This window comes from Micromonospora sp. NPDC049679 (assembly GCF_040659735.1).
GTDB lineage: Bacteria > Actinomycetota > Actinomycetes > Mycobacteriales > Micromonosporaceae > Micromonospora_I.
The window spans coordinates 202,035-214,720 of sequence record NZ_JBFANZ010000003.1; the positions used below are offsets into that span (position 1 = coordinate 202,035).

Annotated in this window: 14 protein-coding genes; 5 read left to right on the forward strand and 9 right to left on the reverse strand. The window is 72.8% G+C overall.

Annotated features, from left to right (window positions below):
- Positions 1-10: 10 nt before the first annotated feature.
- Entirely contained in the window at positions 11-460 is a 450-nt protein-coding gene (locus AB0J06_RS03830) for an NfeD family protein (RefSeq protein WP_357424260.1), read from the reverse strand.
- Positions 461-633: 173 nt separating this feature from the next.
- Here AB0J06_RS03830 and AB0J06_RS03835 point away from each other — a divergent pair, with 173 nt between their 5' ends.
- Positions 634-1,956: a serine hydrolase domain-containing protein gene (locus AB0J06_RS03835; RefSeq protein WP_357424262.1), complete on the forward strand. Its 1,323-nt coding sequence runs from the start codon at positions 634-636 to the stop codon at positions 1,954-1,956.
- An 11-nt stretch (positions 1,957-1,967) separates the two neighbouring features.
- The gene (locus AB0J06_RS03840) at positions 1,968-2,291 is read left to right on the forward strand and encodes a hypothetical protein (RefSeq protein ID WP_357424264.1); all 324 of its coding nucleotides are present in this window, start codon (positions 1,968-1,970) and stop codon (positions 2,289-2,291) included.
- A 20-nt stretch (positions 2,292-2,311) separates the two neighbouring features.
- Here the strand turns inward: AB0J06_RS03840 and AB0J06_RS03845 are convergent, their stop codons facing one another.
- On the reverse strand, positions 2,312-3,127 hold the full coding sequence (locus AB0J06_RS03845) for a DUF3097 domain-containing protein (protein ID WP_357424390.1): 816 nt from the start codon (positions 3,125-3,127) through the stop codon (positions 2,312-2,314).
- A gap of 131 nt (positions 3,128-3,258) precedes the next feature.
- Between AB0J06_RS03845 and AB0J06_RS03850 the strand changes: the two genes are divergently transcribed.
- Positions 3,259-4,050 carry a hypothetical protein gene (locus AB0J06_RS03850; protein ID WP_357424266.1) on the forward strand — a complete coding sequence of 264 codons (792 nt, stop codon included), beginning with the start codon at positions 3,259-3,261 and terminating at the stop codon, positions 4,048-4,050.
- A 32-nt stretch (positions 4,051-4,082) separates the two neighbouring features.
- On the opposite strand, the gene AB0J06_RS03855 is transcribed toward AB0J06_RS03850, so the two are convergent.
- From AB0J06_RS03855 to AB0J06_RS03885, 7 genes are all read right to left on the reverse strand, one after another.
- Positions 4,083-4,823 (reverse strand): HAD-IIA family hydrolase, encoded by a 741-nt coding sequence (locus AB0J06_RS03855; protein WP_357424392.1) that lies wholly within the window; start codon positions 4,821-4,823, stop codon positions 4,083-4,085.
- 46 nt (positions 4,824-4,869) lie between these two features.
- Complete coding sequence (locus AB0J06_RS03860; protein WP_357424268.1) at positions 4,870-5,904, reverse strand: ferrochelatase; 1,035 nt, start codon at positions 5,902-5,904, stop codon at positions 4,870-4,872.
- A 78-nt stretch (positions 5,905-5,982) separates the two neighbouring features.
- Positions 5,983-6,750, reverse strand: a complete 768-nt coding sequence (gene fabI / locus AB0J06_RS03865) for an enoyl-ACP reductase FabI (protein WP_357424270.1) — start codon at positions 6,748-6,750, stop codon at positions 5,983-5,985.
- 63 nt (positions 6,751-6,813) lie between these two features.
- Positions 6,814-7,518 carry a 3-oxoacyl-ACP reductase FabG gene (fabG, locus tag AB0J06_RS03870; protein ID WP_357424272.1) on the reverse strand — a complete coding sequence of 235 codons (705 nt, stop codon included), beginning with the start codon at positions 7,516-7,518 and terminating at the stop codon, positions 6,814-6,816.
- Positions 7,519-8,267: 749 nt separating this feature from the next.
- Entirely contained in the window at positions 8,268-9,218 is a 951-nt protein-coding gene (locus AB0J06_RS03875; protein ID WP_357424274.1) for a VWA domain-containing protein, read from the reverse strand.
- Positions 9,215-10,195 carry a DUF58 domain-containing protein gene (locus AB0J06_RS03880; protein WP_357424276.1) on the reverse strand — a complete coding sequence of 327 codons (981 nt, stop codon included), beginning with the start codon at positions 10,193-10,195 and terminating at the stop codon, positions 9,215-9,217. The genes AB0J06_RS03875 and AB0J06_RS03880 overlap by 4 nt, the downstream gene beginning before the upstream one ends.
- The gene (locus tag AB0J06_RS03885; protein ID WP_357424278.1) at positions 10,192-11,412 is read right to left on the reverse strand and encodes a MoxR family ATPase; all 1,221 of its coding nucleotides are present in this window, start codon (positions 11,410-11,412) and stop codon (positions 10,192-10,194) included. Before AB0J06_RS03885 ends, AB0J06_RS03880 begins: the two co-directional genes overlap by 4 nt.
- A gap of 278 nt (positions 11,413-11,690) precedes the next feature.
- Here AB0J06_RS03885 and AB0J06_RS03890 point away from each other — a divergent pair, with 278 nt between their 5' ends.
- The gene (locus AB0J06_RS03890; RefSeq protein WP_357424280.1) at positions 11,691-11,897 is read left to right on the forward strand and encodes a hypothetical protein; all 207 of its coding nucleotides are present in this window, start codon (positions 11,691-11,693) and stop codon (positions 11,895-11,897) included.
- A 50-nt stretch (positions 11,898-11,947) separates the two neighbouring features.
- The gene (locus AB0J06_RS03895; protein WP_357424394.1) at positions 11,948-12,448 is read left to right on the forward strand and encodes a PH domain-containing protein; all 501 of its coding nucleotides are present in this window, start codon (positions 11,948-11,950) and stop codon (positions 12,446-12,448) included.
- Positions 12,449-12,686: the final 238 nt, after the last annotated feature.

The following is a 12,686-nucleotide window of genomic DNA, read 5'->3' on the forward strand; positions in this document are numbered from 1 at the left end:
CCTTTTCAACTCAGAGGTTGGACAGATCATCCCGCCACACCATGGCGGTCACGCCTTTCACCTCGATGACCCGCACCCGCTCGCCCGCTTCGAACGCCTGCGTGCCGTCGTAGGAGCGCGCGCTCCACGACTCACCGTCGATCTTCACCCGGCCACCGTCGGCGTCCACCCGCTCCAGCACGATCGCGGGCGAACCCGCGAGCGCCTCGACCCCGAAGTGCTGCTCACCGCTCTCCACGGCCGGGCGCATGTGCCGCCGGATGGTCGGGCGGGCGACCAGGACCGTCGCCGCCGACACCACGGCGAAGACGATCGCCTGTACCGGCACCGGCGCACCGAGCGCCGCGGCCCCGGCGGCGGCGAACGCCCCCACGGCGAACATGATCAGAAGCAGCGTCGTCGTGAAGATCTCCGCGATGGCCAGAAGCACACCCAACACGATCCACAGAACAGGCTCCACGTATAGATCGTGACACGTGGACGCTCGTGATTCACGATCGGTGAAGCTGACCATGGCGACGGTAACGTGAAGCCGATCTCCGCGTTGACCCGGTTGATGCCCACGCCGCCCGGCCACCACGGCCGCGAACCCCGCCGGGCACCGTCGCCGCACCGAGCAAAGGAGTCCCCATCGTGTCGCTGCTGCCGGAAACCGAGCGGCTCATCGATGCTCTCGTCACCGAGGCGCAGTCCGTGGGACAGGTCCCCTCGCTCGTCCTCGGCCTGGTGCGCGACGGCGCGCTGGCGCACTTCACCGGAGCCGGCGAGCAGCCCCGCCCCGACCCCAGCACGCAGTACCGGATCGGGTCGATCTCCAAGACGATGACAGCGGCCCTCGTGCTGCAACTCCGCGACGAGGGGCGGCTCAGCCTCGACGACCTGCTCTACCGGCATCTGCCCGGCACCGCCGTCGGCAGCGTCACGCTGCGGCAACTCCTCGGCCACGCCGGCGGGCTGCAGCGCGAGCCGGAGGGCGAGTGGTGGGAACGCAGCACCGGCGCCGACCTCGACGCGCTCCTCGCCGGGCTCACCCCCGACAAGGTGGCTTTCACGCCGCACCGCACCTACCACTACTCCAACCTCGCGTACGGCCTGCTCGGCGGCGTCCTGGAGCGGATCACCGGCGAGGACTGGACCACCCTGCTCACCAAGCGGCTCTTCGACCCACTCCGCATGCGCCGCACCTCGTACCACCCGATCGAGCCGTACGCCCGCGGCTATGTCGTCCACCCGTGGCACGGCACGCTGCGGGAGGAACCGCGCACCGACACGGGCGCGATGGCCCCCGCCGGGCAACTCTGGTCGACCGCCACCGACCTCGCCAAGTGGGCCGCCTTCCTGGCCGACCCGACCCCGACCGTGATGGCGCCGGCGACCGTCACCGAGATGTGCGCGCCGGTCGTGATCAGCGACCTCGACTCGTGGACCCACGGGCATGGCCTGGGGCTGGAGCTCTACCGGGTCGGCGAGCGGGTCTTCGTCGGGCACGGCGGCTCCATGCCCGGCTACATCTCCACCCTGGCCGTGCACCGGCCGTCGCGCACGGCCGTGATCGGCTACGCCAACGCGTACGGCTTCCGTGACGGGTCGCTCGGGGCGCTGGCGCTGCGCGTGCTCACCACCGTGCTCGACCGCGAGCCGGTGCGGCCCGAGCCGTGGCGGCCGCCGGTCGCCCCGCCACCGGAGATCGCCGCGCTCTGCGGCCGCTGGTGGTGGATGGGGCGCGAATACCAGGCGTCGTGGGACGCCGGCCGCGACGAGTTGGTGCTGACGCTGACCCGCCCGGCCGGCGCCGTGCCGCAGCGTTTCGCGCGCGAGGGCGCGGACCGCTGGCGGGGCAGGTCGGGAATGAACGCGGGGGAGATCCTGGCGGTCCGCCGGGACCCGGCCGGCGTGCCGGTGGCGTTGGACATCGCGACCTTCATCTTCCACCGTGATCCGGACACCGAGGCCTGACGGAGGCGTGCATGGCCCTGCCGAGGAAGGGGTCCCGGCCGATCACCGTCGACGGGGTCGACTACCGCTGGATGGTCCGCCGGCGCCCGACCGTCCATCCCGCGCCGCTCTCCTTCGTCGTCGAGCGGGCCGACGAGCCGGGCGCGCTGCTCGTGGTCTCGCTGCCCTGGGCGCACCCACGGCCGGGGCAGGGCCTGCCGGCCGAGGTGGTGCGCCCCGGCATCGTCGCGTCGGCCATCACCACGGCGCTGGGCCGGGGTTGGCGGCCCGCGCAGCCGGGCCCGCCGCTCACCATGACCTGGGACGAGCCGACGAGCACACTCGACGATTCCTGATCGGTGCGAGCTCCGCGTGATCAGGTGGGGTCGGTGACGAAGTCGATCAGCCGCTCCATCGCGTTGATCAGCGGCGTCTCGACGTCCTGAAAGCCACTCACGCTGGCGAGAATGCGCCGCCACATGTCGGCCGGCTCGGCCACCCCGACCGCGGCGCAGACCCCTTCCTTCCACGGGCGTCCCGGCGGCACCACCGGCCACGCCCGCAGGCCGACCCGGGCCGGCTTCACCGCCTGCCACACGTCGATGTAGGGATGCCCGGTGACCAGCACGTACGGCGATGTCACCCCGGCGACGATGCGACTCTCCTTCGAGCCCGGCACCAGGTGGTCGACGAGTACGCCCAGCCGCCGCCCCGGCCCCGGCGCAAAGCCCCGCACGTCGTCGGCGAGCGCGTCGATGCCGTCCAGCGGCTCCACCACCACGCCCTCGATGCGCAGATCGTCGCCCCAGATCCGCTCCACGAGCGCCGCGTCGTGGATGCCCTCGACCCAGATCCGGCTCGCCTTGGCGACCCGGGCCCGTACGTCGGCCACCGCCACCGAACCGGAGGCGGTGCGCCGAGGGGCGGTCGCCGTCGCGGTCGGCGCGGGGCGACGCAGGGTCACCGTCGTGCCGTCGAGGAGGAACGCCGCCGGCAGCAGCGGGAAGTTCCGTCGCCGGCCGTGCCGGTCCTCCAGCACGACCGCGCCGGATTCCCACCCGACCACGGCGCCGCAGAAGCCCGAATCAGCGTCCTCGACCACCAACTCCGGCTCGGCGTCCACCTCCGGCACCGCCTTGCGCCGCCGCCAGTTGCCCGAGAGCACATCCTCGCCATACCGTCCGTCCCGCACCACGGCAGCGACGGTAGTCGCCCGGACGGCGCGGCGCGGGTCGGCACGCCGGGTGCGAGGGTGAGCGGGGCCATGGTGAGGAGCCCCGCGCAGCCGAGACAACGCGGTGCGCGGCACGTACCCTTGCCTGCATGTCCCCCGCAGTAGGCGCGGCGACCCTGGCGTCGCGTCGCTCCAGCCGCTTTGTCGCGTGGGTGCGCGCGTGGCGCGCCGGCCTGGTGCCGTACGACGAAATCGCCGACGAGATCGCCGGCGACGAGGAGCACCTGGTCGCCGACGCCCCCGGCACCTGGACCGACGTGCCGCTACGCGACGCGCTGCCCAGCCTCTCCAAGCTCTCCCCCGACGAGATCCGGCTGGCGTTGCCGGCGGCGGGCGATCCGCGTGGCCTGCCCGGCCCCGGTCCGTTCGCGGGCGCCGCGCTCGTCGCCGGCGAGGCCGTGATCGCCCGCGGGCTCGGGCTGATCCCCGAGGTACGCAGCCACACCTCCGGTTCGGGCGTGACGTTCGAAACCGTGCTCTGGCGGGTCTACCCGCTGCCCGGCAACGCAGCCGACGCGGCGCTCGTCGGACCGCACCCGGCCGAGGCCGAAGCGGAGCTCGCCGCCGCGCTCGCCGAGGCGACGGCCACGCTGACCCGGCTCGACGTGGCGCACTGGCGCCCCGAGCTCTCCGGGGCGCTCGCCGCGCTGCGCCGCCCCGACAGCGCGACCGATCTGCCGCCCGGATTCGACCCGCGGGCCCGCCGGCTCTTCGCCCGTGCCAGCGTCCTCGACCGGGTCCTCGCGCTCGCCGAGCACGTCGCGCCGGGCGGAGCGGTCAACGGGTACGAGGCCCAGCAGCGCGACGCGGCGCTCCGTCCGCTGACCACGGCCTGCCGGCGGGCGCTCGTCGCCGCCTGCAACGCCCCGCTCCGTCCCTGACCCGACCCCGCCCGAAGATCGCACGGGCAGCGTCAGATCTCGTCCATCAGGTCGGCGACGGACTCGACGATACGTGACGGGCGGTAGGGGTAGCGATCGATCTCGGAGCGGTTGCTGATGCCGGTCAGCACCAGGATCGTCTCCAGGCCCGCCTCCAGACCGCAGAGGATGTCGGTGTCCATCCGGTCGCCGATCATCGCCGTCGTCTCGGAGTGCGCCTCGATGGTGTTGAGCGCCGAGCGCATCATCATCGGGTTGGGCTTGCCCACGAAGTACGGTTCCACCCCCGTCGCCTTGGAGATCATCGCCGCGACCGATCCGGCGGCGGGCAGCGCCCCCTCGATCGACGGGCCCGTCGCGTCGGGATTGGTGCAGATGAAGCGCGCCCCGTCGTTGATCAGCCGCACCGCCTTGGTGATCGCCTCGAAGCTGTAGGTGCGGGTCTCCCCCAGCACCACGTAGTCCGGCGCGAAATCCGTCAGCACGTAACCCACCGCGTGCATCGCGGTGGTGAGCCCCGCCTCCCCGATCACGTACGCCGTGCCGCCCGGTCGCTGGTCGGCGAGGAACTGGGCGGTAGCGAGGGCCGCCGTCCAGATCGCGTGCTCCGGCACCTCGAAGCCCATCCGGGTCAGCCGGGCCTGCAGGTCGCGGGGAGTGTAGATCGAGTTGTTGGTGAGCACGAGAAACGGCTTGCCCGAGGCGCGGAGCCGGTTGATGAACTCCGGCGCGCCCGGCACCGGCTGCCCCTCGTGCACCAGCACGCCGTCCATGTCGGTCAGCCAGCTCTCCACGGGCTTGCGGCGCTCGGTCACGCGATCACCCTCTCGTCCGTGCCGGGGCGGTGCAGCAGTTGGCGGGGCAGGTGTCCCAGACCGGGAGCGTACCGAGCCGGTGGCGCAACTCCGTGCCGGGCGGGTCAAGTCGCTCCACCACCAACTCACGGACCATCGCGACGAAACGCGGGTCGGTGCCGGGGGTCGCCGCACGGGCGAACTCCAGCCCGAGCTGCTTCGCCGTCGCCGCCGCCTCGGTGTCGAGATCCCACACCACTTCGAGGTGATCGGAGACGAAGCCGATCGGACTGACCACGACGCCGGTCACGCCGTCGGTGGCGAGCGCCGCGAGGTGGTCGTTGATGTCCGGCTCCAGCCACGGCATCTGCGGCGGGCCCGAACGGCTCTGCCAGACCAGGTCGTACGGCAGATCGGGCGCCGCCGCGGCGGCCACCAGCCGCGCGGTCTCGTGCAACTGCGCCTCGTAGCGACCCCCTTCGGGGCCGGCGGACGCCGCCATCGAGGTCGGGATCGAGTGGGCCGTGAAGACCAGCCGGGTGGTCGCCCAGCGGGCCGGGTCGAGGGTGGCGAGCGCCGAGCGCACCGCCTCGGCGTGCGGCGCGACGAAGCCGGGATGATCGTGGAACTGCCGCAGCTTGTCGATCACCGGTGCTCCCGCGCCGACCGCCGAGCGCGCCGCCGCGATGTCGTCCTGATACTGGCGGCAGGACGAGTAGCCGCCGTAGGCGCTGGTCACGAAGGCGAGCGCGCGCCTGACGCCGTCGTCGCGCATCTGCGCCACCGTGTCGGCGAGCATCGGGTGCCAGTTGCGGTTGCCCCAGTAGAGCGGCAGATCCAGGTCGTTCGCCGCGAAATCCGCGCGGATCGCGGCGAGCAGATCACGGCACTGCTGGTTGATCGGCGAGACCCCACCGAAATGCTGGTAATGCTCGGCCACCTCGGCCAGCCGCTCCGGCGGGATCCCGCGGCCGCGGGTCACGTTGGACAGGAAGGGGAGGACGTCTTCGGGCCGTTCCGGGCCGCCGAAGGAGACCAGCACAAGTGCGTCGTACGCCATGCCGGTCATTCTTCCCGCCCGCGGTCGGGAAGGTCCGACAGGGCCCCTGGTCGAGTGACCCGGGGCCCATTCGGGCGGTCAGGCCCCGAGGGCGTGATAGCCGCCGTCGACGTGCACGATCTCGCCGGTGGTCGCCGGGAACCAGTCGGAGAGCAGCGCCAGGCAGGCGCGGGCGGCCGGCTCCTGGTCGGTCAGGTCCCAACCCAGCGGCGACCGCTCGCTCCAGGCCGTCTCGAACTGCTCGAAGCCGGGGATCGACTTCGCCGCCATGGTGCGCAGCGGTCCCGCCGACACCAGGTTGCTCCGGATCCCCTTCGGACCGAGGTGCAGCGCCAGGTATCGGGAGGCGGACTCCAGCCCGGCCTTGGCCACGCCCATCCAGTCGTAGACCGGCCACGCCTTGGTGGCGTCGAAGGTCAGACCGACCACGGAGCCGCCCGGCGACATCAGCGGCAGCGCCGCCATGGCCAGGGACTTGTACGAGTACGTGGAGACGTGCAACGCGGTCGCGACGTCCTCCCACGGCGCGTCCAGGAACCCGCCGCCCAGACAACTGGCCGGCGCGAACCCGATCGAGTGCACCACTCCGTCGAGCCCGTCGACGTGCTCGCGCACCTTGTCCGCGAGGCCGGTGAGGTGCTCCGGGTTGGTCACGTCGAGTTCGATCACCGGCGCCGCGGCGGGGAGCCGCTTGGCGATCCGCTCCACGAGGGACATCCGGCCGAATCCGGTGAGCACGACCGTCGCCCCGTTCTCCTGGGCGAGCTTCGCGACCGAGAACGCGATCGACTGGTCGGTGATGACACCGGTGACGAGCAGCCGCTTGCCGGCGAGCAGTCCAGACACGTGCAGTTCCTCCGTACTCGTAAGTGGCCGTGCGTCGGGTCGCGGCGGCCGGCGGGCGCCCGGCTAGTGACCCATTCCCAGGCCGCCGTCGACCGGGATGACCGCACCCGAGACGTAGCCGGCGGTGTCCCCGGCGAGCCAGGTGACCACGCCGGCGACCTCGTCGGCGGTGGCGAACCGCCCGGCGGGGATCGCCTTGCGGTATTCGGTCTTGCGCTCGTCGGGAAGCGCCGCGGTCATGTCGGTGTCGATGAAGCCCGGCGCGACCACATTGGCGGTGATGTTACGACTGCCCAGCTCACGGGTGATCGACCGGGCGACCCCGACCAGGCCGGCCTTGCTGGCCGCGTAGTTGACCTGACCCGGTCCGCCGTAGAGGCCGACGACCGAGGAAATGAAGATCATCCGACCCCATCGGGCGCGCACCATCTTGGTGGCGGCGCGCTTCGCGCAGCGGAAGGCGCCCGTGAGGTTGGTGTCGACGACGCTGGTGAACTGCTCCTCGGACATCCGCATCAGCAGCGTGTCGTCGGTGATGCCGGCGTTCGCGACGAGCACCTCCACCGGTCCGAGCTCGGCCTCGACGGCGGTGAACGCGGCGTCGACCGCGGCGGAGTCGGTGATGTCGCACTGCACGCCGAAGAGGTCGGCCGGGGCGCCGCTGCCCCGGTGCGTGACCGCGACCCGGTCACCCTGCTTCGCGAAGGCCTGCGCGATGGCCAGCCCGATGCCGCGATTGCCCCCGGTGACCAGCACAGTTCGGGCCACGTCTTCCCCTTTGCTGCTTGCGTTCGGGCTGATCCGGGGCGGCCCGGAACGCTCGATCGTGCGGACGGTGCGCGATGGACATTAGGGGTTACTGACAGGTAAGCAGTAATGCGGGGCAGGTCGGGCCCGGTGCGCCGGACGCGGGGACGGCGTGCGGCGGTGCGGCCGTTCACGCGTGACACTCCGACCGCTCGACCTGCCGCGCTCGGCGCGGCACCGCCGTGTAGCATCACTCCCGGTTCTGGGCCCGGACGACAGACGGAGGTGATCGCTGTGCGAGATAGCGATCCTCCCAGTCGCGGCCGGGCCGCCGGTCAGCCGCGCTGAGCGCCGCCTCAGCCCTGGTGAGCTGACCCCGCACCGCTCCCACACACACTGCCTTCGCGCGTCTCGACCCTGTCGAGATGGCACCCGGGTGCGCCCGGCGCGGGCATCGGTGGGGGCCGGCCCGGTTGTGAACTCTGCGCGCGAGCCAACCCCCCACCCCGCGCGCCGGCCGTGAGGCTCCGCCCCGGTCGGACCGTGCCCTGCCGCCACAGGAGAGCCGCCGATGAACCGCTACGCCGCCCCTCTGGGCTTCACGCTCGCCGCCATCTGGGTCGTTGTCATCTTCGTCCTCTCCAGCGGCACCCACTAGCACCGCGGTCGCGGTGGTGGCTGCTGCGCCGCGGGACCGTTCTTGTGCAACTGTCCAGCGTCGATCGCCTCGTCGCGCTGGATTGCTCAAGCGGGCCGGGCCCGGCTGCGCGTCACGGCAGCCGGGACGTCCACAACAGACTCATGGCCGCCGCCGAGAGCGCGAAGAGCAGCGCGATGCCCGCGTACCACTGGGTCACTTCCCGCGGTACGGTCTGCCGCCCGATCGAGCTGCCCATGTCCTCGTAGACCTGCTTGAGCTCGCTGGCCGACGCCGCCTCGTAGAAGAAGCCCCGGGTGCTCTCCGCGAGCCGGGCCAGCGCGAGCCGGTCCACCGGCACCCGCTGCACCTGGCCGCCGATGTCCACCTCGCCCGAGTCCGTGCCGAACGCGATCGTGGAGACCGGGACGTTCGCGGCCGCCGCGGCCGCCGCCGCCTCCTCCACCGAGCGCCCCGACGTGCGGTAGCCGTCGGAGAGCAGCACGATGCGCGCCGGTGGCAGCCCCTCCGCGCCGGCCGCCGGCACCGATCGGATGCCCTCCAGACAGGTGAAGACGGCCTCCCCGGTCGCGGTCGCCTCGGCCAGCACGAGCCCGTCGATCGCCTGGGTGACCGCCGGTCGGTCCTTCGAGGGCGGCACCAGGACGTTGGCCGACTTCGCGAACGCCACCAGCCCCAGGTTGTAGCTCTCCGGCAGTTCGTCGACGAACTGCTTCGCCGCCTCCTGCGCCGCCTCGATCCGACTCGGCGCGACGTCGTGCGCCTCCATCGACAGCGACACGTCGATCGCCAGCATGATCGTGGCGCGCTCCAACGGCTGCTCGGTGTCGACCGACGGGCGGGCCATGGCGGTCGCCAGCGCGATGAGGCTGATCAGGAACGCGCCCGCGGCGAGGTGGCGGCGCCAGCCCAGCCCCCGCGGCGCCAACGTCCGCAGCAGCTCGACGTTGGTGAACCGGACGGCGTACGACCGGCGCCGGAACTGCCGCCAGACGTACGCGGCGGCGACCGCGAAGACCGGCAGGAGCGCCAGCAGCCCCCACGGTTGCAGGAAACGGATCATCGTCCCTCACCTTCCACCCGCGACGCGCGGGCCGGACGCGCTGTCCCCCGCGTCCGCGCGTGCCGCTGCCCGGCGACGAACCGGACCATGTCCAGCAACCAGTCGGAATCGGTGCGCAGCCGCAGGTGCGCCGCTCCCGCGGCCCGCACCTCGTGCGCGATCGCCGCGCGCTGGGCGGCCGCCGCCTCGGCGTACCGGCGCCGCAGCCGCGGATCCGCGGTCTGCACCTCGTGCAGCTCGCCGGTCTCCGGGTCGACCACCGCCAGCACCCCCACGTCGGGAAGCTCCAGCTCCCGCGGGTCGACCACCTCCACGGCGAGCACGTCGTGCCGGACGGCGAGCTTGCGCATCGGCCGCCCCCACTGCTCCGGCGGCGCCAGGAAATCCGAGACCACGACGGCGACCCCGCGCCGGCGCGGCGGCCGGTTGAGCATGTCGATGAGCGCCCCGAGATCGCTGCGCCCGGCGCGCACCTCCGTGCGCGCGACCGCCCGCATCAGCCCCTGCGCCTCCTTGCGCCCCGGTCGGGCGGGCAGCCGGAGCGTCGCCGCGCCGCGCTCCGGGTCACCCGTGCCGATGACGGCGCCGACCCGGTTGCCACCGCGGACGGTCAGGTGCGTCATCGCCGCCGCCGCCGCGACGACCAGGTCGCGCTTGAGCCAGCGGGCGGTGCCGAAGTCCAGACTGGCCGACAGATCGATCGCCAGCCACGTCTCCAGCTCCCGGTCGGCGACGGTGCGGCGTACGTGCGGCAGCGTGGTGCGGGCGGTGACCGGCCAGTCCATCCGGCGTACGTCGTCGCCGGGACGGTATTCGCGCGACTCACCCGCTTCGCTGCCCGGGCCGGGCAGCAGGCCGACGTAGTCGCCCTGGAGCAGACCGTCGAGCTTGCGGGTCACCAGCAGCTGCAGCCGGGACAGGACGGCCTCGCTGCGGGCCGACGCGGCCCCGGCGGGTGTGCCGCCGGTCAGGGTCACGGCAGCTGTCCGGGCCACGCGCCGGCCGGTTGCGCGCCGGGCGGCGTCGGGGCCGTCATCGGCGTGGCGTTCTGCCGCGGGGCGACCGACGGCATCGGCACGGTCGACATGATCCGGCCGACGATGTGGTCGGCGGGCACGTCGTCGGCGAGCGCGTCGTAACTGAGCACGAGCCGGTGGCGCAGGATGTCGGGGGCGATGTCCTGCACGTCCTGCGGCAGCGCGTAGTCGCGCCCCCGCAGCAGGGCGAGCGCGCGGGTGGCCCGCACGATGCCGAGCGAGGCGCGCGGGCTGGCGCCGTACTGGATGAGCTGCGCGACGTCGGGCATGCCGTGCTCGGCCGGCGACCGGGTCGCCAGCACCAGCCGTACGGTGTAGTCGACCAGCGCGTTGTGCACGAACACCTGGTCGGCCTTGCGCTGCAGCGCGACCAGGTCGCTGGGACGGAAGACGGCGACCGGCTCCGGCGCGCTGACCCCCATCCGGTAGACGATCTCCCGCTCCTCGACGTCGGTCGGGTAGCCCACCACGATCTTCATCAGAAAACGGTCCCGCTGCGCCTCCGGCAGCGGGTAGACCCCCTCCTGCTCGATCGGGTTCTGCGTCGCCATCACGAGGAACGGATTGGGCACCCGGTGGGTCTGGCCGCCGATGGAGACCTGCTGCTCGGACATCACCTCGAGGAGCGCGGACTGCACCTTTGCCGGCGCCCGGTTGATCTCGTCGGCGAGCAGGAAGTTGACGAAGACCGGGCCGAGTTCGACGTCGAACTTCTCGCTCGACTGGCGGTAGATGCGGGTGCCGATGATGTCGGCCGGCACGAGGTCGGGGGTGAACTGGATGCGGGCGAAGCTGCCGCCGACCACCGTCGCCAGCGTCTCCACGGCCAGCGTCTTCGCCACGCCCGGCACGCCCTCGAGCAGACAGTGCCCGCGCGCCAGCAGGGCCACGAACATCCGCTCGACCATCCGGTCCTGACCGACGATCACCCGCTTCACCTCGAACATGGCGCGTTCGAGCAGGGTGGCGTCCTCGGCCGGGGTCGTCGTCGGTGTCGCCGCCCCCGCTGGGGCGCCGCTTCCTCGGGCCCCGTTCGCGGCGCCGTCCACGGGGGCGCCGACTGCGGGGGCGCCATTTCCGGGGGTGCCGACCGCGGGCGCGCCGTCTCCGGGGCCTTCGGTCGGGGTCGGCGCTTCGGGCATGGTCGGCTGGGCCACCGGTCCTCCACAGCGGTCTGGCTTCATGGAAAAGGTTGGCATGGTGCTCGCGCCGCACCAAGCGTCGCATGCCCGCCGAACGCACCGGGCGGGGAGAACCGGATTTCCGCCGATCGACTCCGCTGACCAGGGCAGAAACACGGGGGACACGAACGGGATTTTCGCGTGTACGATTCAGCCGTCGCCGGGCGGCTCCCCCCGTGGTCGCCCGGCGCTCAATCACCTGACCGTGGTCCGGCTCCGTCTCCGGCGAAATCGCGGCTCCGTAGACTCGTCCGATGATCGACGAAAATCCGCCGCCCGCGCCGATCTGCTCCGCCCGCGGCTGCACCGCACCGGCCGTCTGGTCGCTGCGCTGGAACAACCCGAAGCTGCACACCCCGGAGCGCCGCAAGACATGGCTCGCGTGCGATGAGCACCGCGAGACGCTCGGGCAGTTCCTGGGGGCGCGCGGGTTCCTGCGCGAGGTGGCGCCGCTGCAGTGATCCCCTACGCTCGGGGGGTGACCGAGCAGCCTCCCGTGCGCGTTGACCCGATGCCCGGACCGACGGACCCGCTGGAGCCCTGGCCCGACACCGTACGGTGGCAGCCGGTCTCCCGTGACCTGATCTGGGTCGAGCTGCTGCGTCTGGGCGCCACGCTGGCGGTGCTGCTGATCGGTCTCGCCATCGGGTGGGCGGTCTCCGGGCACCGGCTGTTCGGCTACGGCATGGCGCTGCTGGTGGCGTTCGGGCTGTGGCGAATCACCGTGATCATCCGGGCCGTACGCGCCTGGGGCTACGCCGAGCGCGACGACGATCTTCTCGTGCGGCACGGGCTGGTCGTACGCCGACTGTCGATCGTGCCCTACGCGCGGATGCAGTTCGTCGATGTGACGGCGGGTCCCCTGGAGCGGGCCTTCCAGCTAGCCACCGTGCAGCTGCACACCGCCGCCGCCGCGAGCGACGCCCGGGTGCCGGGGCTACGCCCGGCCGAGGCGTCCCGGCTGCGCGACCGCCTCACCGACCTGGGACAGCACCGCGCGGAGGGGCTGTGAGCGACGCGGGCCACCGGCCGGACGCCCCCGTCCCGCACCGGCCCACCGACGCGGGTCCTCCCCTGCCGCCCCCCACCGGGGGGCAGCCGGCCCCCGTCCCCCCGGACCCCGCGCCGTACCCGGCTCCCGGTCTGGCCGTGCCCGGCCCGCAGCCGTCCTTCGCCCCGCAACCGCAGCCGCCCTTCGGCCCGCAGCCGGCGCCCGCCTGGGCGGGCCCGCAGGTCCACCAGCCGCCGGA